18 protein-coding genes are annotated in these 20,817 nt (G+C 51.3%); 5 read left to right on the top strand and 13 right to left on the bottom strand.

What is annotated here, in order from left to right:
* Window positions 1-29: 29 nt before the first annotated feature.
* The 12 genes from X474_RS08930 to X474_RS08875 form a co-directional block, all read right to left on the bottom strand.
* Complete coding sequence (locus X474_RS08930) at window positions 30-875, bottom strand: formate dehydrogenase accessory sulfurtransferase FdhD (protein ID WP_052515034.1); 846 nt, start codon at window positions 873-875, stop codon at window positions 30-32.
* A gap of 141 nt (window positions 876-1,016) precedes the next feature.
* Window positions 1,017-1,469, bottom strand: a complete 453-nt coding sequence (locus X474_RS08925; RefSeq protein WP_044348222.1) for a GNAT family N-acetyltransferase — start codon at window positions 1,467-1,469, stop codon at window positions 1,017-1,019.
* 179 nt (window positions 1,470-1,648) lie between these two features.
* Window positions 1,649-4,930, bottom strand: a complete 3,282-nt coding sequence (locus X474_RS08920; RefSeq protein ID WP_044348220.1) for a coiled-coil domain-containing protein — start codon at window positions 4,928-4,930, stop codon at window positions 1,649-1,651.
* A 5-nt stretch (window positions 4,931-4,935) separates the two neighbouring features.
* Window positions 4,936-5,523: a hypothetical protein gene (locus X474_RS08915; RefSeq protein ID WP_044348218.1), complete on the bottom strand. Its 588-nt coding sequence runs from the start codon at window positions 5,521-5,523 to the stop codon at window positions 4,936-4,938.
* A 31-nt stretch (window positions 5,524-5,554) separates the two neighbouring features.
* On the bottom strand, window positions 5,555-6,202 hold the full coding sequence (locus X474_RS08910; RefSeq protein ID WP_044348216.1) for a hypothetical protein: 648 nt from the start codon (window positions 6,200-6,202) through the stop codon (window positions 5,555-5,557).
* A gap of 39 nt (window positions 6,203-6,241) precedes the next feature.
* Window positions 6,242-6,577 carry a hypothetical protein gene (locus X474_RS08905; protein WP_156360693.1) on the bottom strand — a complete coding sequence of 112 codons (336 nt, stop codon included), beginning with the start codon at window positions 6,575-6,577 and terminating at the stop codon, window positions 6,242-6,244.
* 314 nt (window positions 6,578-6,891) lie between these two features.
* Window positions 6,892-7,149 carry a hypothetical protein gene (locus X474_RS08900; RefSeq protein ID WP_044348213.1) on the bottom strand — a complete coding sequence of 86 codons (258 nt, stop codon included), beginning with the start codon at window positions 7,147-7,149 and terminating at the stop codon, window positions 6,892-6,894.
* Window positions 7,143-7,880: an SGNH/GDSL hydrolase family protein gene (locus tag X474_RS08895; protein WP_044348211.1), complete on the bottom strand. Its 738-nt coding sequence runs from the start codon at window positions 7,878-7,880 to the stop codon at window positions 7,143-7,145. Before X474_RS08895 ends, X474_RS08900 begins: the two co-directional genes overlap by 7 nt.
* 32 nt (window positions 7,881-7,912) lie before the next feature.
* Entirely contained in the window at window positions 7,913-8,677 is a 765-nt protein-coding gene (locus tag X474_RS08890) for an FkbM family methyltransferase (protein ID WP_044348209.1), read from the bottom strand.
* A 586-nt stretch (window positions 8,678-9,263) separates the two neighbouring features.
* The gene (locus X474_RS08885; protein ID WP_197282034.1) at window positions 9,264-10,550 is read right to left on the bottom strand and encodes a DEAD/DEAH box helicase; all 1,287 of its coding nucleotides are present in this window, start codon (window positions 10,548-10,550) and stop codon (window positions 9,264-9,266) included.
* Window positions 10,551-10,682: 132 nt separating this feature from the next.
* Window positions 10,683-10,952 (bottom strand): RNA-binding regulator, encoded by a 270-nt coding sequence (rbp, locus tag X474_RS08880; protein ID WP_044348426.1) that lies wholly within the window; start codon window positions 10,950-10,952, stop codon window positions 10,683-10,685.
* Between the two features lie 375 nt (window positions 10,953-11,327).
* Window positions 11,328-12,830 (bottom strand): B12-binding domain-containing radical SAM protein, encoded by a 1,503-nt coding sequence (locus tag X474_RS08875; protein WP_044348208.1) that lies wholly within the window; start codon window positions 12,828-12,830, stop codon window positions 11,328-11,330.
* Between the two features lie 420 nt (window positions 12,831-13,250).
* On the opposite strand from X474_RS08875, the gene X474_RS08870 reads away from it, so the two are divergent.
* The 5 genes from X474_RS08870 to X474_RS08850 all read left to right on the top strand — a co-directional run bounded on the left by X474_RS08870 (window position 13,251) and on the right by X474_RS08850 (window position 18,721).
* Window positions 13,251-13,880, top strand: coding sequence for a hypothetical protein (locus X474_RS08870; RefSeq protein WP_156360692.1), 630 nt, complete (start codon window positions 13,251-13,253; stop codon window positions 13,878-13,880).
* Window positions 13,881-13,893: 13 nt separating this feature from the next.
* Window positions 13,894-15,183: a 3-phosphoshikimate 1-carboxyvinyltransferase gene (gene aroA, locus X474_RS08865; protein ID WP_044348206.1), complete on the top strand. Its 1,290-nt coding sequence runs from the start codon at window positions 13,894-13,896 to the stop codon at window positions 15,181-15,183.
* A gap of 116 nt (window positions 15,184-15,299) precedes the next feature.
* Window positions 15,300-16,271 (top strand): TAXI family TRAP transporter solute-binding subunit, encoded by a 972-nt coding sequence (locus tag X474_RS08860; protein WP_052515033.1) that lies wholly within the window; start codon window positions 15,300-15,302, stop codon window positions 16,269-16,271.
* A 13-nt stretch (window positions 16,272-16,284) separates the two neighbouring features.
* Window positions 16,285-16,794: a hypothetical protein gene (locus X474_RS08855; RefSeq protein WP_044348205.1), complete on the top strand. Its 510-nt coding sequence runs from the start codon at window positions 16,285-16,287 to the stop codon at window positions 16,792-16,794.
* Window position 16,795: 1 nt separating this feature from the next.
* Window positions 16,796-18,721 carry a TRAP transporter permease gene (locus X474_RS08850; RefSeq protein WP_044348204.1) on the top strand — a complete coding sequence of 642 codons (1,926 nt, stop codon included), beginning with the start codon at window positions 16,796-16,798 and terminating at the stop codon, window positions 18,719-18,721.
* 197 nt (window positions 18,722-18,918) lie between these two features.
* Here X474_RS08850 and X474_RS08845 read toward each other — a convergent pair whose 3' ends face one another.
* A complete protein-coding gene (locus X474_RS08845) occupies window positions 18,919-20,754 on the bottom strand; it encodes an amino acid permease (RefSeq protein ID WP_044348424.1) in 1,836 nt (611 codons plus the stop codon).
* Window positions 20,755-20,817: the final 63 nt, after the last annotated feature.

The following is a 20,817-nucleotide window of genomic DNA, read 5'->3' as shown; positions in this document are numbered from 1 at the left end:
CAAAGACGGCGTGGACCGTTTACCCTCCCTTAACCGGTGATGGCGGAATCAAAGGTAACCCTTTCTTCAGCGTTAAAAATTAAGAATTTGGATCCCCTGGCCCTGGCGACCACAATCATGCCCAGGTCCTGGGCCAGGTTAAGCCCCATTTGGGTGACGCCTGATCTGGAGATAAGAATTGGGATTCCCATAAATGCAGTCTTCATGATCATCTCAGAAGTAAGCCTGCCAGTGGTGAAGAAGATTTTGTCATCCCCTTTTATGTCTTCCAGCCACATGCGCCCACTTATGGCGTCGGCCGCGTTGTGCCTGCCTACATCTTCAATGCTGATCCGCACCTCTTCTCCCCGGCAGAGGGAGCAGCCATGTACTGAACCTGCCTGACGATAAAGGGGGTTATGCACGGAGGCGGATTTCAGCAGGGCATAGATGGTGGATGTCCTGAGCCTGGCCCGTGGCAATTTCTGCTCATAAAGCTTGTCTACGGTGCAACTGAAAAGAGTCCCCTGGCCGCATCCGCTGGAAACAGTCACCCGGGAGAGCTTCTCGGCCAGATCCGGTATCCCCTCACCACTTCTGGTATCTACATGCACAGTTTCTCTTGCCCAATTAACCTTTACCGAGGCGATATCTTCTATGCTTTCCAGAAGATGCTGGTTGCGCAGATACCCCAGGGCCAGTTCCTCGGGGTTGGTGCCAAGGGTCATCAAGGTGATGATTTCCTTGTTATCCACTTTTATGGTCAAGGGGGTTTCGCCGGGAATGGCCACCTGTTTGACCTTGCCCAAATGGTCTGTGACCTGGCAATAGTGCACCGGGTCCAGCCCGGCCCGGCTCATCTCCGGTTTGGTGTGAGGGTGCTTCTGTTCCTTCATGTTCTTTCCCGCTTTTTTAGCCTGTGACACCGCAGATGATCTGTGGAGTTTGAGCTTAGTCCCGCCGAGCGGAGTTGCCTTTAGCAAGGAAAAGGCAAAATAAATTGAGACTGACAGATCCTGGGCCGGGGTTATGCCTGATTAAAGTTCCATCTCCAGGTTGACCATATCACCTTTCTGAAAACCAATACTGTTGAAGAACTTTAAAAGCCTCCAGTCGCGTCGGGTTACAAAGGTGTACATGGTGTCCACCCCGTTTTCCTTGAGGCTTTCCGTCATATTTGCGAATAAGAGTTTAGCTATACCCTGTCCTTGAAAATCAGGGTCCACGCCAATGGTGTCGATCCAGCCAATGTTCTCCGGCACCCCGTATTCCCAACGGCTGGCTCCGCCAATGATAAAGCCCACTACCTGGCCTTTGATTTCCGCCACCAGGGCTGAGATCTGGGGGTGTTTTTCAACAATATCCAACTTCATCTGCCAATATTCCGGCCTGGGTCTGGTCAACACCTTAATATCAATAGAGACTATTTCATCTAAATCCGCAGGGGTCATTGGGCGCACAACAGGGGATACAGATGTACTTTCAGACATGTCACCCTCCTTTGTTTGTCCGGCTGGAGCGTAGGATTATAAGGGTTTATTCACCACCCTTATTTGTATGTTAATATGTTATGGGTCTTTACATAAAGGATATTTGGCTGGTTGGTTTTTTAAAGAGGCCTATCCCACATCTTTCTGGTTTCCGGATTTGTTGAATCCCCCTCACTCTTTCACTGGTTGGGGCAGTGAGGCAGATTGGCCTGGTTGTAGGCAGCCGGCAGGAGCAGGCTATTCAGCCAGGGGCACCTTTTTTCCTTTGACCTTTGCCACTGATCTTGGTAATCACGAACCCCGATTACTAAAGAACAGGCGGCTCTTTGCAGAAGGGCCCTATCCACGCTTGTGGGGGAACTGGGCATGGTGCGCTTGTAATTGTTGTAGATGGTCAGTCTTTTCTTAAGTATTCTTTGAAACTTGAGCATGTTTTTGCGCAGCGCTGCGCAGGCCCCTGCGTCATATTGAGGATTTTGCCGTTGTTGCACAGTGTTGCCGCCACGGTATATATGGCAAACCAAACCAGGGGCGGCGTTTAGGCCCAGAGGATTTTTTATGCGGGCCGCCTGAAGACAGCCCGCCTCTTTAGCCGCCAGTTTAAGGTCGCTCATCTCTTTACTTGCATCGACTATTCTGCAGGCCACAGGACCGACCACCTCTCTGGGCCTGTTCGCTTCTCTCAGTCTGGAATAATAAGCCAGCTGCTCTTTTATGACTTTTTTTGTATCGTTGATTTGATTGATATATCCCTGACATGAGGTCTGGCTGGTCTGCTCTTCTTGATCAAGCGGCGGAGTGCCGGTTGTTTCTGAAGCAATTCTGGCCTTGACGATTTTTATCTTGTCGCCCAGTTTTTTCCTGATGCGCTTGCAAGATGTGTGTTTAGCGGCCTTTTGCAAAAGTTCTTTCGCTTTCTGATACTTTCCATCGACATACAGTTTGTTTGCCTTTTTAAAAAGGCTGAAGGTGATCTCTTCGTAGGCCTTTAATTTTTGGGCTGATTTTATTTTTGTATTGATGCTTTTAGTATGTTTTTCACATTTGGCTTGGGATAGTGCTTTATTTAGAATTTTAAGGGCCTTGCCAGGGTGGCAATCCTTAAATTGCTCCCTTGCCTGGTTAACCAGTTTTTTTAGCTCCTGTTCCAGACTAAGGGCCTGATTGAGCTCGTTCTCCAGTTGATTGCGCAAAGGCCCTGCGGGCAGGTTGTTTATAAGGTCTCGGGCGCTTACGAAATCACAGCCATTTATGGCCTGCTTCACCACTTGCCCCTGCGCCGGTCCCGCACCCATGACCCTGGCCAGGGAAGTGAGGCAGGCTTGGGCCTGGCCCAAAGCACGGCGGGCCCTGGTCTTGGCCTTTTGGGAGGCATTTAGCTGTTCCACGGCTTGTTTCAAGGCCACCTTGCTTTTTCTAAGGGCCATGGAGGCACGTGCGGCTCGTTCCTCCAGCCGGGCAATTGCTCTTTCCAGCCCCTGGGCCGCTGCCAGCACTGGGTAAGGCGCCATGGGCGGGTCGGGGTCTATTGGCTTGGCATTTTTATATTGTTCAGCCACCTCTTGGCAGCCTTCCCTTAATTTCGAAAGTTCTCTGTTTTGCGGGTTTGGGTCCAGTAATCTGCCGATGGCAACCAGGAGGGGGAGGGTGTCTTCATAGCCTTTGGTCTTTTGCTTGGCAATACCCTTTACGTCTTTTTGAAGGGTTTCCCACATTTGTTCGGCCTGGTCCAGGAGTTCCCTGGCTTTGTCCAGGTTCACCCGCATATTGGCCGCGGCTTTTAGTTTTTTGAGCAGCCCGTCTGTGGCGGCTTCCAGTTCCCGGCTTTGATCTTGGGCCTGGTTCAGGCTTTGTTCTGCCGCCCGAACCGCATCCAAAAGGCCGCTCTCGGCGTGCTCTACTTGCAACTCAACCTGATGATAGCCCTGTTCGGCCTGATTATGCCAAACATGAACCTCATCTTGGCTGGGCTGGGGGGCCAATGTGGCTTTTTCAGCCTGGCCGCAGGTTTTTTTCTGTTCATCCTGAGCGCCTTGGGCCGCCTCATCCATTGCACCACCGAATTTGTTCAATTGGCTTAAGGCCGTCTCCAATCGGGCCAGGCTTTGCTCCATTCCCTCAAGTAAGGAATCGGGGCCAGGACCATATGGGGATTCATCCAACAGAATGGCGCTTTCGGCCTGAGCTTCGTATAACCTTTTGGCTTCGTTCACCAACTTATCCATCTCTTTTTGGTTTACTTGAACGTCTCTTCTCCACTTCAGAAAAAGGTGCAACTTTCTGTGGGCATCTTCCATGCGTGAACGCAACTGGTTAATCTGGTCGGTGAGGTCCTGTTCTTCTGTAGACTGCTCTCCTGCCGGGGTAAGGCGGGCGAGGCATGCGCGAGCCTTGGAAAGCCCTGCGAAGAGAGCCTGGGAGTTGGATGCCTCATGCAGTTTTTCTTGAATTTGCGGCAGCAGGTTTTCCGCCTGGTCCACAATGCTCTGGGCCCGGTCAAAGGTTTCCCTTAACCGGGCCAGATTCGGATTGGATTCGTAATTGATAAAATCCTGGGCAAGAGGGTCAAACTTAATCAGAACCGGCAGGTCTTGGGGAAGATATATTTCATCGGTTTTCTGAATCGCCCGTTCAAGCCTTGCCCATATGGGGTCTGTTTCAGGTGCGGAAGCCTCTAAAAGCCGGTCTTGCAGGGTAAAGAGATCCGCCTTGATATCTCTAAGCTTTACAAGGGAAAAAGCCATACGCAGGCTTTTAAGTTTTCTTAATAATTTTTCGGCCTTGTCCAGATCCTCCCGCGCCTGCTTCAGTTTGGTGAGATTTTTGGCCATTTCCCGGTAGGTATTTTGGAATAGTTCCCTATGTTGCAAGAGGGCATGGAGCCTGCCCGCTTGCAGGGCCAGGCTGTCGCTATCATCGGCCAAGTCCCGCCAGGCCCGGTTCAGGGACTTGCGCCTTTGTTCCAACTCCATGCGCAGGCGGCTTATTGTTTCCTGCCCCCGTCGGTGTGCATTTTCCTGATCAATGGCTGTTCGGACCTGGTCTGATTCCTGGTCGGCTCTTTGGCAGATTTCACTGGTCGCTTCTTTGACCTCTTTGGTGAATTTCAGCCACCCGTTGAGTTGACCGGTAAAGAGTTTCAATTGGGCCTTGGCCTGGCGCAAGGCGCTTTGGGCCAGGGGCATATCCGCCCTGCCGCCGATTACGGCCATGTTTTTTAAGGCAATGATAAGGCCTTCTGTTGCCTGAAGACCTTTTTGGGCCATGGAATGATGCAGGTTCAGCTCTGCTTCAGTGATGCGGTAGTCATCTAAAGCATCATATAGTTCATCCAGGATTTTCTCATGTTCCTCAATTTGCTTAACAATCTGCCTGTCGGCCCGGCCTTCAATGGGCAGGGCCAAAAACACTGTAAGTATCAGGGCCAGACAAGTAGTGGTTATATGGGGTCGATGCGGCATTTCAGTTACAGCTCTCCCAGATCGGCGGGGATATCTTCTTTTCTTATCGGGCCTGTGTCTTGACCTTTTTCCTGTAACTGTCCTTTGGAACTTAAGTCTTCCACTTCAAATTCCCCGGAAGCGATTTTGACCCCTTTGACAAAAAGTTCGACCTTGTATTCACCCACCGCCCATTTGCCGGGTTGTTCCCAGCCAAAGCCGTGGCAATGGGTTGAGTCCATCCAACCCGGTTCAAGCCTGGGGGTGGTCCAGAGTCGGGCAAGGCTTTTGCTGGGTGCATGAAGAATTGTCCATTCAATCCGGAAAGAACCGGCCTGTGGAGGTGATCTGTGGTGCAGGGCCAGCTCCCAGTTAATGTAATGAGCCTTGGATTTGTCAAAAATTGCCTTGTATTGCCTTTTGTTTTTTGGGGGGTAGCCTTTAGTGCTTTGAAAAAACAAAAGCCCGGCAACCTCTGAATTCAGGCCGGGGATGGTGGCCTGTTTTGGTGGACCTGCGGTCAGGTTTTGGGCATGAATCAGGCATAGTCCGAAAGCCAGGAATAAACAGGCCAGGGTTTTTAAAATTCCATGATTGGTCAAAGTTGTCTTCATGGTTTCCCTGATTTTCAGGCAAAAGCGGTATTTACCGGAACATCACTTTTTTGGGTTGCAGACATTTGTAGCCATTGGGTGTTTTCACCATTACTTTGCCGCCGGGACAGGTGCATCTGTACCCCAAAGTGGGGTGTCTGGGAGATAAAAGCGACCCTTCCGGGCACTTAAGGCAACTGATTTTACCTCTGCCCATGAAGCCGAGGCTTTGCCCGGCAGGGCATTTAACGCATCTGCCCTGACCGTAATAGTGATGCCATATGTATCCCGGATTGCAGGCAGCGCATTTTTTTTGACCTGCCAGGGTTACCGGCTTGAATTTTTTAGGACATTTGCCCTTGGCGTTAAGGGGGGTGTACTTGGGTTTGTGGCCTTGAGGGGTCTCCATGGCCGGATGCATCTGAAGCCTTACGCAGACCGTTTTGCCGTGGATTTTTTGAGGGAAATAGCCTTCCTTTTGATTACAAAAAAGGCAGCGCGATTTTCCTTTGAAAAACAGCTTGCTGGCTCCTTGGGGACATGTCCCCCCTGGTCCCGGCGCTTTGTAAACAGGTTGCATATGGTCTATGACCTGTGGCTGGGCCAGAGAAAGGGAGGCTAAAAAAAACAGGGAAGCCATGACTATCAGGCCCGTCAGTAAGGGAAAAATCCTTTGGCAAGAAACCTTCTGAGAATACATTTGGCAACTCCTTTGAAGTTTTAATGATTCGTCAGGGATTTAAAGGTCTGTGCATTGCCATTTGCCTTTGATCAGCCTGAATACCTTTCCGTTTGCACAGCGGCAGACCGGTTTAATGGGAAATGCCACCCCCATATAGGCCGCACCCTTGGGACAGCCCACACACCTGAGTTGTTTCTGGAACCTGTCCAGGTGGAAGCCTGAAGGACATTTGTAGCACCCGCTTTTAGGCTGCTTGTTGTTGAAGTGGAAATCCAAGGGGCATTTAATGCAACGCAGTTTGCCGTGAAGCATCATTGCCTTGAAGCTCTTGGGGCACTTGGCAGGGCCTGTCAAGCGGGCCAGTTCGACTGGGTTGAATAAAGGTTTCTTCACGTATGGCCCTATTATTTCCTTATAATCTTCAGACCATGCGTTTAATGGGGCGATTAAAAGAAAGACCGCGGTTGTAACAGCCAATTTTATGGAAAAGGTCCGGAATCCCATGGCAATACCTTCACTCTGGAGCTTTTTGAAATTTTAAAAATTAGTTAAATAGCCAATTTTTCAGGAGGTCGTGACGGTTTTTAAGAAAAGAGCTAAAAAACCTTGGCTGAGAGAGCGGAGATTCGAAGAGCTTGGCTTATATCTTAATATAGCAACATCCGGGATAGGGAGGCAATCGGCAGAGTTGGGAGTTTTAAAACATTTCAGCGCAGCAGATTTTCATTGATTAGTTCCCGGGCCAGGGCCTGGCTGAATGCTTTGGAAGGATGGAAGAAATCTCCGGCTGAGAGTTGGGTGTAGATGAGGCCTTTTGTTTTGAGCATTTTTTCCAAAAGGTCTTTGGCGTCATAGTGTCTGATGGCAAGTTTGTTTAAGATTTCAAGAGCGGCCCGGTGCTGTTTGCGATAGGAATTCGGCCAATTCCCCGGTTTCTGGAAAAGGGGGTAAATCACCATCAGCAACTTAAAACCGTCTGTTGGGATAGTTGGTGCAGGCGGGCCAGGTTGTTTTTAACCTCTTCTTCCAGGCCGGGTCTGTGGAAAAGCGACTTTTTTACAGAAAGCCATATCCTGTATATGGTTGAATGCCTGAAAAGCCAGGGACTGAAAAAATTCGAACCCAGATACATTTTAGCTACCAGGGTTTCTTCTTTTTGGCTCTTCAGGATAATCGGGGTGCCGTCAAAATCATTCAGACAAAACTCCAACACCACCAGGTCCGGGTTTATTTTTCTTAAATATCTTTCAAAGAAATTTACTTCTTGAAAAGTTGAATATACGAAAATTCCACCATTCCAGATCTGGTTTTTGCCCGGTGCGAGTTGAGCCAGGGCTTTTCCCAAGAAACCGATGGCTGCTATGGAATCTCCCATCATCAGAATTCTTTTTACCTGGGCTGGTTTTTTAAGGGCAAAGGAATTGTGTTGAGTCCCCAAATTTGAGTAGGCGTACTTCTCTCCCATTCTGGGTAAATAGCCCAATATGGGGTCCGGCTGGGACCATTGCTTGAATTGTTCTTGGCTGATGGTTTGGAATTGTTCTTTAGTGGGATCTTCAAAGTAAAGCTGAGTTAAGTTGGTAGAGTTGAAAACCAGGTTAAAGGGCATTAGAGCCAGGTCAAAAAGCACCAGGGCTACAATTACCGAGCAGATTAGCAGGGCTGTATTGGTGAAGGCTTTTTTCTTTTCACCCATGGGTTGCTTGCCAATTCACCCTTGTTGAAAGGTCAAGTTTCTAAACTGCCAAGAGGTATGGCCAGGAGATTGCCGTTAAGGCTTTTTTCCCAATTCACGGAGAACAGAAGGGGAAGGTCATAGCGGGGTATGTAAAAAGCCTGGTAGTTGTTTTCTTGAAAAAAGGCGTTTAATTGGTCTTTGGCATGGTCTGCCGAGGTCTTGTCTTTGAAATTAAGGTCTTCGTGTTCAAAGATCACATGAGGCCTGTGAGTGTCAATCAGGGCTGCTCCCCCTTTTAGAACTCGGTTTTCCACGCCTTGCACATCTATCTTCAACACGCCGATGTGTTCTTTCAGATCTGCAAAGACCTGGTCAAGGGTGATTAGCTCCACGGATATGGATTCGGCGGTTTCCTTTCCATAAAGGCTTTCCAGGAAAGTGGAGAGACCAATATCGCGGTGGGGGAAGGCGTTCATTTTAAGGCTGCCGGTTTGGTCAGCCAGGCCTTTTTCCCAAAGGGTTACGTTGTCAAGGCTGCTTAAGGAAAGGTTTCTTTGAAGTCTTCCCAGGGCGCTGGGTCCAGGTTCAAAGGCGTGAATCATGGCCTGGGGCAGATAACCGGCCAGGGGGATGGTGTAGGCCCCGATACCTGCTCCTACGTCCAGGAGAAGGTCGTTGGGTTGGGCCAGGTCGGCCATCAGGTTCAGGACATCCTGGTCATAGGAACCTTGGCTGATGAGTTTTCGTTCCGAGGCTATTTGGGGGTCGCAATAAAAAAACGAAGGCCTGCCCCGGTAATCCACCTTGATCAGCACTTCTTCTGAGTTATATTGCTCAAGATCCTTGTCGGAATAGCACCAGGTGTCTTGGCCGGACTTTTCCCCCCTTACCCAGGCGTTTCATGTATTGCAGGGGATCTATCTTTTCATACGGCTTGCGCAGCCCAGAGGCATAGAGGGATCTCCAAATTCTTTTCAGCATGTTTTCTATTTTAAACAGAGATTTTGGTTAAACAGGCATTTCTGCCGTGAGGAACCTTAAAAGCGGATAAACGCTTCAGATTCGCTTTTGTCCCGTCTTGGCAACTTGTTTTCTATTCTTAACTCTGTTGGGCCGGCACGGCCCTGAATAAGCACCTATCGCATAGTACTAAATTAAAATAATAGGTCAATGTGGGATTTTCCTGCCGGAACAGGAACCTTAAATCCAGGGGGGGCAGGGGATAAGGTTTTCCAAGTGGCTTGTGAGGGGCCGGTAAAACCGGAGAAAAAAAACCAAAGCAACAAACACATAAGGTGCAGTTGCTTTGGTTTTCGGGACCGATTACGGCCATTTTAGAGCAGTTGCAATTGGCTGGACCTATTGGGAAAAATTAAATCCCCCAATAGGCCTGAGGCCTGATTACTTTACGTTTGCCCTTTTATATCGTTTGGGCTCGGTTTTTTTGCGGCTCACAGGATTATTCTGTGAACCTGTGCCCACCCGTCTGCGTTTCGCAGGGCGGTAGGGCTTTTTAGGAGCCTTTTTCTGAGGCAAAAGCGGGCCCTCATAGCCAAAGGCTCGCGGGTCCGAGACCGGCACCGATTGGCGGATCAGCCGTTCGATATTCCGCAGAAATGATCTCTCCTGGGAATTGCAAAAGGATATGGCCACGCCCTTGGCCCCGGCCCTGCCGGTGCGGCCAATGCGGTGCACATAACTTTCCGGTTCGTTGGGCATGTCATAGTTGATCACATGGGTCACGCCTTCAACATCAATGCCCCTGGAGGCTACATCCGTGGCAACCAGCACCTTGGTGCGGCCTGTACGGAAATTGTTCAAGGCCGCCTGCCTGGCGTTCTGGCTTTTGTTGCCGTGGATGGCTTGAGCCTTTACATGACGTCGGGCAAGTTGACGGGCCACCTTGTCCGCACTGTGTTTGGTGCGGGTGAAGATAAGAACCCGGCTCGGCTTGGAGCTGTTTAGAACATCGTCTAATAACTCTTTTTTGTCTTCCTGGGCCACGAAAAGCACACTTTGGTCTATTTGCTCTACCGGCTCTGACACCCGGGCAATTTGGATTTTTTTAGGGGTGTTAAGGATTTTTCTTGTCAAATTCACAATGACCGGGGGCATGGTGGCAGAAAAGAAAAGGGTTTGTCTCTCTTTGGGAGCCATGAGCAAAAGGCGTTTAATGTCCGGAAGAAAACCCATGTCCAACATGCGGTCCGCTTCATCCAGGACCATTATCTCAAGATTATCCAGCCGGACAAAGTCCCGGTTTATGAGATCCAGAAGACGGCCGGGGGTTGCGACCATTATGTCGAGGCCCCTGGCGCAGGCCTTTATCTGGGGGCGGAGGCTTACGCCGCCGTAGACCGTCATCAGATGCAGACCCAGATACTTGCCATAATCCTTAAAGCAGTCTGTGACCTGAACAGCCAATTCACGGGTGGGGGTGAGCACCAGGGCTCTGGTGCTCTTGGGCTTGGTTTTTTTGCGGAGTGAGGACAGCTTATGTAATATCGGCAGGGCAAAGGCTGCTGTCTTGCCTGTCCCGGTCTGGGCACAGCCCTGCAGATCACGCCCTTCTAAAATGGGCGGAATACCGGCCGCCTGAATCGGGGTCGGATTTTGGTAGCCCAATCCGCGCAAGGCCCGTTGAATGGGTGCGTTCAGGGCTAACTGATCAAAGGAAATCTCTGGCATCTAGGCTATTTTCCTCGATAATTCTAGAGGGATGGGGAATTGGTCCCTCCCCCGGTTAAACAATGCGAGACCCCGCTTCAGCAAAGCCGAAGCGGGGTCTTCGATTCTTTACGAACGCTTGGTTTGCGAGGGCTACCAGCGCCTGGGCGGACGGGCTTCGCGAGGCCTGGCCTCGTTCACCTTAAGAGCCCTGCCATCCAAATCTGCGCCGTTTAAGGCTTCAATGGCGGCGGCTGCGCCTTCTGCGTCCATCTCAACAAAACCAAAACCGCGAGACCTGCCGGTCTCCCGATCCTCGATCACCTTGACAGAGTGCACGGTACCGTACTGTTCAAACAGTTCGCTAATACCTTGCTCATTGGAGTTGTAAGACAGATTACCTACGTAAATGTTAGTTCCCATTATCAAAAACACCTTACTAAAAAAGAAAAAATGCACCCCTCCCATGTGGAGGGATCACGGAACCAATTAAGCCCAAGTTTTCGGTAAAAATGAATGGCAAGAATAGGCCAGCAAGTTTAACGAACAAATTGGCTGAATGGTCAGCTGGTGATAATGATACAGGCGAAAAGCCTGGTGTCAATTTTTATTTAGCAAATAAAGATTAATTTCTTACTTTTTGCTCGGAAATAAATATCCCCACGTTTTGCCTGCCTAAAGTTAGGCTTAATAACTTTAGGCAGCTGGGGTGACGGATTGATTCAAGGTTAACCTCAAAAAGCCGATAAAGACCCGGTCCAAAGCCAAATTCGCTTCTGATCGGGCCTGTTTATTCACCTACATACGATCCAGAAACACCTTTCTGAAATGGAAGCCGTAGACGGCAAAGGTAAGGGCTCTGGTCAAGGCCAAGGGTTTACGGAAAAGTGACCAGAACATGAGCTTCCAGTAGTGCCGGCGGGCCTTGTCTTTTATGCCCAAAAGGAAAAAGGTTTTGAAAAGCGCTGAAATATAACCCGGATGCAGGCGGATGTAATTGAAATGAAAACGGAACTTTTTTCTTTTTAACGGCTTGTACTCTTTGAGGTAATTTTTCACCCGGTCGTAATAGGGCTTGGGGGAGTAAATACCGCTTATGATTTGGCGGTACCCCTGGTATAGGTTGTCCATTCCCATCTTGGGTACAAAATTGGTGGAAAAATCCGTATTGTCTCCGGTGACTTCTTTTAAAAGGCGCCCCTCTTCAGCAATACGCTTGTAAAGGCGGCTGCCTTTGGGGGCGTTCAAGAGCCCCACCATTGCGGTGATCACCCGGCTGTTTTGGATAAGTTCTATTTGCTTTTCAAATACAGATGGTGAATCACTGTCAAACCCCACAATAAATCCACCCCGAACCTCCATGCCAAAGGCCTGGATTTTTTTTACACAGGCCACCATGTCCCGGTTTTTATTCTGCAGCTTGCTGCATTCGGCCAGGCTTTCCTCACTGGGGGTCTCTATGCCCACAAAAACTCCGTCAAAACCAGCCTTGACCATCATGATCATCAGTTCTTCATCGTCGCTTAAGTCTATGGATGCCTCGGTGGAGAGACTAAAGGGGTAGTGGTGCTTTTCCATCCATTTAATAATGGATGGAAGGACATCTTTTTTTAGTTTGCCTTTGTTGCCGATGAAATTGTCGTCCACTATAAAGAGCCCGCCCCGCCAGCCCAGGGCATGGAGGTGGTCCAATTCAGCCAGCATCTGCTGGGTGTTTTTGGTGCGCACCCTGCGGCCAAACAGGGTGGTTATATCGCAGAATTCGCATTGATAGGGGCAACCCCTTGAATACTGGATGGTCATGGAGGCATAGCGCCTGAGTTTGATGAGATCCCAGCGGGGAGAAGGGGTGAGGCCAAGCTTGGGAAATTTTTCTGTAGTGTAAACCGGTTGGGGGTTTCCTGCCTCAAGATCCCTTAAAAAGCCGGGCAGGGTGATTTCCGCCTCATCCAGCACAAAATGGTCTATGCCCTCAAATTCTTCATGGCTGGTGGTGAAAAGCGGGCCTCCGGCCACCACCTTGAGCCCATGCCCCTTGCACCGGCTTACCACTTTTTTCACGGATTCCTTTTGGATCACCATGGCGCTGATAAAGGCCATCTCCGCCCAGACAAGGTGTTTATCGGTAAGCGGCTCCACATTCTCATCCACCAGTTTGAGCTCCCAGTCGGCGGGCAACATGGCCGCCACAGTCAAAAGCCCCAGGGGCGGGTGCATGGCTTTTTTGGCGATGAATTTAAGAGCGTATTTAAAGCTCCAAAAGGTCTCCGGATTCTTGGGGTAAATAAGAAGTGCTCTCATATTTTTATCCCTCATTTTTTTAATAGTATACAATGTTTAGCCCACATAGTGGCGTTGTTTTTTTTAATAAAATGAATTTTATTTGGAATAGTTAAGAAGCGAAAAGGCAAGGCTTTGATTGGCTAAACTGGCTTTTGAAAAGAAAAAAAACTGTTGGGTAGGCGGGGACTTGCCTTTTGGCTTTATCAAAAGTCCGTTTGAATAGGTTTTCAAGGGGCAAAAAACATATTTCCTACTTCCCTTGAAATATTCCCCAAATCCCCTGCTGTTAACATACTGATTAGCTTGCTAATTCAATTTTTCACTTGACACAGGATCGTAATAGTGGAATGTTTTACTAAGTGACACTGTGTTTCACTTGGAGAGACAAGGGTGACAGCCAAGGCAAAAACGGTTTTGCGGTCAAGTAAAAGGGAGGAGTTGCCTTTTACCGAGGTATCTTTTCCCAGGATAGCCATACCCTTAACTTTTACTGCGGGCCGGGCTTCCATGCGGGCCGGGTTGATGAAAGGGTATGCCGCCCCCTCTGTTTTTTGCGATTTCCCTTTTCGGTCTTTTTCCGTCTTTCCCTTCATTATCAAAGACAAGCAGTTAGTACACAGGAAAAGCCGCTGTTCTGGCCGGGGCGCTTCTGGACTTCAACAAGGGGCCAGGTTTGGCTCCATGTCGAGTCAACGAACCTGGCCGCAGAAGCTAAGGTCGCCTTATCTGAAATCCTATGGTGAAACGTCTTTTTACTGCTTGACACACGGCTTCAATCTTGCCAATCTGCCAGATAATAGGGATTGCACCCCATGGGCTGAGTCGGGATTAGCTGGTTTTTCTTGGCAACAGGCTCCCTTTTCACCTGTCAGGCTCACGACCGGCCTGGCTGAAGATCGTTTAATTTCAACCCACAAAAATAAAACAGCTTATAAAACCCCTTTCGCGGGAAAAACCCTGAATCCGGGTTTGGCTTCCAAGGGGTGTTTGAAACGCAAATTGAGTGAGAGCGGCAACTTAGCGCATATCAGAAAGCGTTATGACCGTTTGCCAGCTAAAGAGAGTTAGAAAGGATCCATAGATGAAGTTCATAGTCAATAAATCCAGTCTGCAGGGAACGGTTCAGATTCCCGGCAACAAGTCCGCCACGGCCCGGGCCATTTTGTTGGCCGGTTTGGCAGAGGGCGTCTCCACTATCGGCAACCCACTGCCCGGCCTGGACAGTTATTCCATTGTGGATATGATGTGCGCCCTGGGCGCCAAGATAGACACCTCCCGCGATGATAAGTGGATCGTCGAGGGGGTGGCCAACCAGCCCCAGGTGCCCTCCACTGTGCTGGACGCGGGCAACTCCGGCACCGGGTACTATCAGATTGTGGCGATCGCCTCTTTGATCAACGGCACCTCCGTGGTTTCCGGCGACTACCAGATCTGCCGCAGGCCCTGCGCTCCGATGATCGCCTCCCTGGAAGAACTGGGCTCCAAGGTGGTCTCCACCCGCAACAACGGCCTGGCCCCCCTGGTGGTCACCGGCCCCATGAAGGGCGGCAAAACCAGCCTGCCCGGTGTGAACTCCCAGTGGCTCAGCCCGCTTCTGATTGCAGGCGCCCTTACTGAAGAAGGCGTGGTGGTGGAAGAGGACGACCTGATGGAGCGTCCCTATGTGGATATGACCATGGGCTGGATGCGCACTGCCGGGGGAGAAGTCTCCCACGACAACTATGATCTGTTCACCGTGCCCGGCGGCCAGAAATACAAGGCCTTTAACGCGGATGTGCCTTCGGACTGGGGCACCTCGGGTTACCACATGGTGGGTGCCGCCATCACCGACTCCAAGGTTACCTTCACCAATATGGACCCCAACGACTATGCCGGTGAAAAGGCCTACCCCCATATCATTAAAGAGATGGGCGGCAACGTGACCTTTGAAGACGAAGGCCGCACCGTCACCATTGAGGGCGGCAACGAGCTGCACGGTATTGAGATCAACTGCTCAGGCACCCCGGACGCCATCCCGGCCCTGACCGTGTTGGCTTCCCAGGCCACATCCAAGACCGTTTTGACCAACGTGGCGGCCAGCCGTTTGAAAGAGACAGACCGCACCAGATCGATCATGGAAGAGCTGACCAAGATGGGCGGCAAGTTCGATGAGACCCCGGACACCCTGACCATCTACCCGGCCGAACTCAAGGGCACCCATATTGACGGCCGTCATGACCACCGCATTGTCATGGCCACTTCAATCGCCGCCCTGGTGGCAGAGGGTGAAACCATGGTTGACGATGCCGAATATGTGGGCGTATCCTTTCCTAACTTCTATGAACTGAGCCGATTCCTCGGTGCGGACATCAAGAGGTTGGACTACGTTTAGGGAAACCGGCAAAAGGCGGTCTTTTTAGAAAAGGCCGCCTTTTCAGGTAGGCCGGACAATCCGGCTACTCGCCTGAATAGGCTATATTGCATAACGAGGTAGGGAGAACTTTTAAGATGAAAAAGTATTTGGTTTTAATGACAGTGGCGCTTTTGACAGCCGCGCTTTGCGTACCCTCTTGGGCTGCCGACAAGAGGATCTCCATCGGCACCGCCGGCACTGCCGGCGCCCTGTATCCCATGGGTGTGGCCATGGCCGAGACCATCAACCACCATGTTCCCGGCCTGAAAGCCTCTGCCGAGGCCAGCAGCGCCTCTTTGGAAAACCTGCGCAACCTGGCCCAGGGCAATGTGGATTGGGCCATCAGCCAAAACGAAGTCGCCTTCCTGGCCTATAACGGTAAAGACAAATACAAGGGCCGGGCCGTTTCCTCCCTGCGCTCCTTGTTCGGCACCCTGCTTTCCTGGGCCCAGATTTTCGCCCCGGCCGACAGCTCCATCAAGACAGTGGCCGACTTCAAGGGCAAACGCATCGGCGTGGGCGCCCCGGGCAGCGGCGGTGAAAGGGCCGCCAGCAAGATCCTGGACTACTACGGCCTGACCTACAAGGACATCAAGGCCGAGTTCATGAGCAACGCCGAGATGGTCGCCGCCCTGAAAGACGGCACCTTGGACGCTTTCATCATCACCCACCCGCTGAAATCCGCCGCCCTGATGGACTTGACCACCAGCTTTGATGTTAAGATGGTGCCCGTGGCTGATGACGGCTTTTACAAAAAATACCCCTTCTTCAATAAAGTGGACGTGCCCGCGGGTGTGTACCGCAATGTTGACAAGCCCGTGCCCACCCCCACCAGCAGGGTGGTGATGTACACCAGCACAAAGGCCGAACTCTCTGCCGATCAGGTTTACGCCCTGCTTAAAGGACTGTGGGAGAACCCCGGCGAGTGGACCAACACTCACCCCGCAGTGAAGAAGTACACAACCTTAAAAGACGCGGTCAAAGGCTTGAGCGTGCCTTTGCATCCCGGTGCAGTGAAATACTACAAGGAAAAAGGGATTGAAGTTCCCCAGGCCCTGATCAAGTAGGAATACAGCCAAGATGAATCATTCAGCGCTCTTTTGGAAGGGACTCATCCTGTTATGCATCCTGTTCCTATCTCCCTGGCATTTGCTGCCTGCCCCGGCCGGTGCATCCGAAAGAGCGCTTTTTGTAAATAATCCTCAAACCGGCCTTGAGGTTTTGCTCCCCCTGGCCGGAGTAGATGAAGTATCCATCCGGTTTTTTCATTCATATGACTATCAGTGGGTGAAAGAAACCTTTGCCATAGAAAAAGGGCGCTTTGTGCCGAAAAAAGTGGCATATAGGGATGACTCCTATGACTGGCGCGATCAGCGCTATGATTGCAGCCCCAAGATAGGAAGTAAAAAGATTACTCTGGGGCAAATCAAGCCCCGAAAAAAAGATCGCTTGGTTAAAATCATTACACGCGTGGCTCATATCAAGTCACAGCAGTTGATATTAAAGGGTGCAAACAAAACCCAAACCATTCCCTTCACTCAATGGGGAAGACCTGGTCAGCGCCTGATTTTCTCCATCAAGGGAGATTGAAATGCCCAAAACCGAAGAAAAAAAGCCAAACAAGCGTAATCCGGAAGGATTTAGTCGTTGGTTGGTTTTCGCCATAGCAGTAGGCCTCTCCTGCTTTCATCTTTACACAGCGGCCTTTGGCGTGCTTTCGCCCCTTTACCAGCGGGCCGTGCATTTGATAGGTCTGCTTTTAATCTGTTTTTTTCTTTATCGTCTTTATCCCGGCCAGGGGAAACAAAACCCGGGAATTTTTGACTGGCCCCTGGTGCTTGCCACCTTGGGGTTGGGTGCGTTTTTGTTCCAGGCCTTTGCGCCCGAGGCTGTATTGGACAGGGGCATCATGGGCCCCACCGAGACCGAGTTCTGGGTGGGCCTGGGCCTGATTCTTTTAATTCTGGAAGGCACACGGCGCACAGTGGGCATGCCGATTGTGCTGGTGGGTGTGACGTTTTTAGCCTACGCCATGCTGGGGCCTTATATGCCGGATTTCTTGGCCCACAAGGGATATGGCCCAGAGCGTTTGGTGAGCTATCTGGTTTGGACCACAGAGGGTGTCTTCGGCATTCCAGTGGCGGTCTCGGCCACTTTTGTAATCGTGTTTATTATTTTCGGCGCGTTTTTGGACAAACTTGGCGCTGGAAACTTTTTTATTCAGATGGCCATGGCCCTTACCGGCCGCAGGCGGGGCGGTCCGGCCCTGACCTCGGTCCTGGCCAGCGGGCTCATGGGGTCTATCAGCGGTTCATCGGTCTCCAACGTGGTGACCACAGGCACCTTCACCATCCCCCTTATGAAGCGCACCGGCTATAAACCGGTCTTTGCCGGGGCCGTGGAGGCGGTGGCCTCAACCGGCGGCCAGATCATGCCTCCGGTTATGGGAGCCGGGGCCTTTGTCATGGCCGAACTTCTGGGGGTCTCCTACGCCAACGTGGCCCTGGCCGCAGCCATACCGGCTATTCTTTATTTCACCTCTGTGGGGCTGATGGTCTATTTTGAGGCTCATAGAAGCAGGATATCGGTTTTAAAGGACGAGGAGGTGCCTGATGCCAAGGCCATCCTGCGTCAGGGGTTCCATCTCCTGATTCCTTTGGCCGTTTTGGTCTACCTTCTGGTGATCAAGCAACTTTCCCCCATGTTGGCCGGTGTATACGCCATCCTCACCCTGATTGTAACAGCCAGTCTGTTTATCCTGATCCGTGAGCGCCGGTTCCCCTGGCGGGAGATCCTGGAGGCCCTGGAAGCAGGCGTTAAGACTGCGGTGCCCGTGGCCCTGGCCTGCGCCACCGCCGGTCTGGTTATCGGAGTGGTGTCGCTCACAGGCCTTGGAGTGCGGTTCACCCAGATGGTGATCCACCTTTCCGGCGGCGTGCTTTGGCTCGGCGGGCTCTTGACCATGATCGCCTGCATTATTCTGGGCATGGGACTTCCCACCACCGCGGCCTATATCATCACCGCAGTGCTGGGAGTGCCAGCGCTTACCGATATGGGGGTGCAGCCCATAGCCGCCCACATGTTCATTTTTTATTTTGCCATTATTTCCTTTATCACTCCGCCTGTGGCTATCAGCGCCTATGCGGCCAGCGGTGTGGCAGGCACCAATGCCATGAAAACCGGTTTCCAGTCCTTTAAGTTAGGGCTGGCCGGGTTTATTGTGCCGTTTCTGTTCCTTTACAGCCCGTCTATTTTGCTGCAGGGCAGTGTGGTAACTATTATCGTGGACACCATCACCGCCATCTTGGGGGTGACCGCGCTTTCAGGTGCCTTGATCGGTTGGTTTTTCCGGGATCTGTCCATTTGGTTGCGGCTGGTTTTTCTGGCTTCCGCGGTGGCTCTGATCGTACCTAATCCCTGGGTGGGCCTTTTAGGTGTATTGCCCATGGCGGCGGTTTGCCTTCTCAGCCTGAATAACCGAAAAAAAGAGCTGGCTGAAACTCCGGTCGGCAGTTGATTTTAAAACGGTTCCCGGGTCTTACTGTAAGACCCGGGAACTATCAGAGAAGTCATTACTTGTTTTTATAAAAAGAACCTCTATTGACTTCAGTTTGCCGTTGAATACTTGGCATCCCCCCACCCTTGGACGTTTTTACGTCTGTTCCAGGTATTCAACGGCATTTTTACGCTTTTTAGCTTAAGCTTAGTGTCGGCTCAAAGGGTGCAGGTCCGCTGGCGGGGCGCAGTGAGCAGGATTTCCCGTAAGCGCTCCGGATCTTTGGGCTGGTCCCATTTGCGGGAAAAAGATTCATTTCCGGCTGCCTGGGCAATGGCCGCCAAACTGCGCAGGTAGGCATCCCGGCGGTCATGGGTGAAGAGAATGACAAACAGAGCCCTGGTTGGGGATTGGGCGGGAGACAGGCTTACCGGTGGAGCAAGCCGCACCAAAACCAGCTCCAACCTGCCTTCGCCCGGTAAAAGGGCGTCTGTGATTGCCACGCCGGGGAACATCTCCGTGGATTGACTTTTTTGGCGTTTTTTAAGGGCAAGGGCCAGTTCCTGGGCCTCAATGCCGAATTCGGTGGCAGCCTCCAGTGATATTGAGGCCAGGATCTGATTGGTGTCTGAAATTTTTTTAAACTCCAGCACCTTGGAACCTCTGACCGCATGATCAAACTCATCCCAGCACATTTCATCCCTTTCCCGGATGATTTCCCGCAGTTCTTTTTCCAGGACCTTGCCCGAGGCTTCGGTGTCTGTCATGCGCTTGACCAGATAAAGAAGGGCTGTTTCTCTTTGCGCCCGTATGCGGCCATAGAACCAATAAAAGGCCAATCCGGCAAGAACCAGCAAAAGACTGCTTAAAAGGGCTTTCCAGCCCATTTCAATGATGAGGATGATAAAGCCCAGTGAGCCCGCGATCTGGAGCCAGGGATAGCCGGGCGACTTGAAACTGGGTCGGTAGCTCAAAAGCCTAGACTCCCGCAACACGATGACGCAGAGATTGGACATAAGATAGGTGAAGATCAGAATTGATGACGCCGCCTTGACCAGGGATTCCAGGCTGAGAAACAAGGTGCCCAGCACAAACAGGCCGGTTGCGAGAACCCCCATCTGGGGAATGCCGTGACGGGGGTTAATGGTTCCCAAAAACGCAGGCGCAAGCCCATCCCGGCTTAGGGCCAGGAGATAGCGGGATGCGGCCATGATGCCGGCCGAGGCCGTACTGGCAAAGGCCGCCACTGCAACCAGGCCCATCACCACCGCCCCTGTTGATCCTGCAATGCGGCGGGCTGCCTGGGTAATGGGAGAAAGTGAGATGTCCAGTATCTCTGCGCCCAATACTCCGGAAGTTATAAATGCAAGACTTACATAAAAGAACCCCACCACCACCAGGGAAAGGAAAATGGCCCAGGGTATGTTTTTGTGGGGCTCTTTTATTTCTTCCGCCACCGCCGCGACCTTGAGAAGCCCGCCATACGATACAAAAACAAGTCCGGCGGTTCCCAGAACCTGGCCCAGGCCATGGGGGGCAAAGGGGTCAAAATTGCTCCATTCAATTTTAGGTGCACCTTTTATGACAAAAAGTAGCATTAGGGCCAGAATCAGGCTTAAAAGCACCATCTGCATGAGATCTTCCTGTTCTGCCCAGAACAGATTCAAACCTACAAAAATTGCCCAAAGGGGCAGGGAAACCAAAAGCGGGTCCCAGCCAAACCAGAATTGGAAAACCGCCCCCATTCCCACTATGGCCAAAGCGCTTTTCAGGGAAAGGGAAAGCCAGGATAACAGCCCGGTTACCATGCCGGTGGCAGGGCCCATGGTGCGGGTGATGAAGAAATAGTCTCCACCCGCCTTGGGCATGGCGGTAATCACCTCGGTCAAGCTTATGCTGCCTATGGCTGCCAGACAGCCGGCCAGAAAATAGCTGAAAATCATGGCCGGGCCTGCCTGGGCGTGGGCCAGTCCGGGAAGCACAAAGATGCCGGAGCTGATCATTGCCCCGCTGGTCATGCAGAAAACGGCAAAAAGACCCAGTCGTTTATTCATGGCTGCCAAGAAAATCTCCCCAGTGTTTTTTTATTCTAAAACATAAACCTTCTTTGCTTGAGG

This window comes from Dethiosulfatarculus sandiegensis (assembly GCF_000931935.2).
In the GTDB taxonomy this organism is placed as follows: domain Bacteria; phylum Desulfobacterota; class Desulfarculia; order Desulfarculales; family Desulfarculaceae; genus Dethiosulfatarculus; species Dethiosulfatarculus sandiegensis.
This window is presented reverse-complemented; position numbering and strand designations above follow the sequence as displayed.

Coding starts and splice junctions, on each gene's coding strand:
- X474_RS08930 (WP_052515034.1), bottom strand. CDS start 875: ATGAAGGAACAGAAGCACCCTCACACCAAACCGGAGATGAGCCGGGCC.
- X474_RS08895 (WP_044348211.1), bottom strand. CDS start 7,880: ATGGGTGAAAAGAAAAAAGCCTTCACCAATACAGCCCTGCTAATCTGC.
- X474_RS08885 (WP_197282034.1), bottom strand. CDS start 10,550: ATGCCAGAGATTTCCTTTGATCAGTTAGCCCTGAACGCACCCATTCAA.
- X474_RS08845 (WP_044348424.1), bottom strand. CDS start 20,754: ATGAATAAACGACTGGGTCTTTTTGCCGTTTTCTGCATGACCAGCGGG.
- X474_RS08920 (WP_044348220.1), bottom strand. CDS start 4,930: ATGCCGCATCGACCCCATATAACCACTACTTGTCTGGCCCTGATACTT.
- X474_RS08850 (WP_044348204.1), top strand. CDS start 16,796: ATGCCCAAAACCGAAGAAAAAAAGCCAAACAAGCGTAATCCGGAAGGA.
- X474_RS08925 (WP_044348222.1), bottom strand. CDS start 1,469: ATGTCTGAAAGTACATCTGTATCCCCTGTTGTGCGCCCAATGACCCCT.
- X474_RS08875 (WP_044348208.1), bottom strand. CDS start 12,830: ATGAGAGCACTTCTTATTTACCCCAAGAATCCGGAGACCTTTTGGAGC.
- aroA (WP_044348206.1), top strand. CDS start 13,894: ATGAAGTTCATAGTCAATAAATCCAGTCTGCAGGGAACGGTTCAGATT.
- X474_RS08860 (WP_052515033.1), top strand. CDS start 15,300: ATGAAAAAGTATTTGGTTTTAATGACAGTGGCGCTTTTGACAGCCGCG.
- X474_RS08855 (WP_044348205.1), top strand. CDS start 16,285: ATGAATCATTCAGCGCTCTTTTGGAAGGGACTCATCCTGTTATGCATC.
- X474_RS08915 (WP_044348218.1), bottom strand. CDS start 5,523: ATGAAGACAACTTTGACCAATCATGGAATTTTAAAAACCCTGGCCTGT.
- rbp (WP_044348426.1), bottom strand. CDS start 10,952: ATGGGAACTAACATTTACGTAGGTAATCTGTCTTACAACTCCAATGAG.
- X474_RS08910 (WP_044348216.1), bottom strand. CDS start 6,202: ATGTATTCTCAGAAGGTTTCTTGCCAAAGGATTTTTCCCTTACTGACG.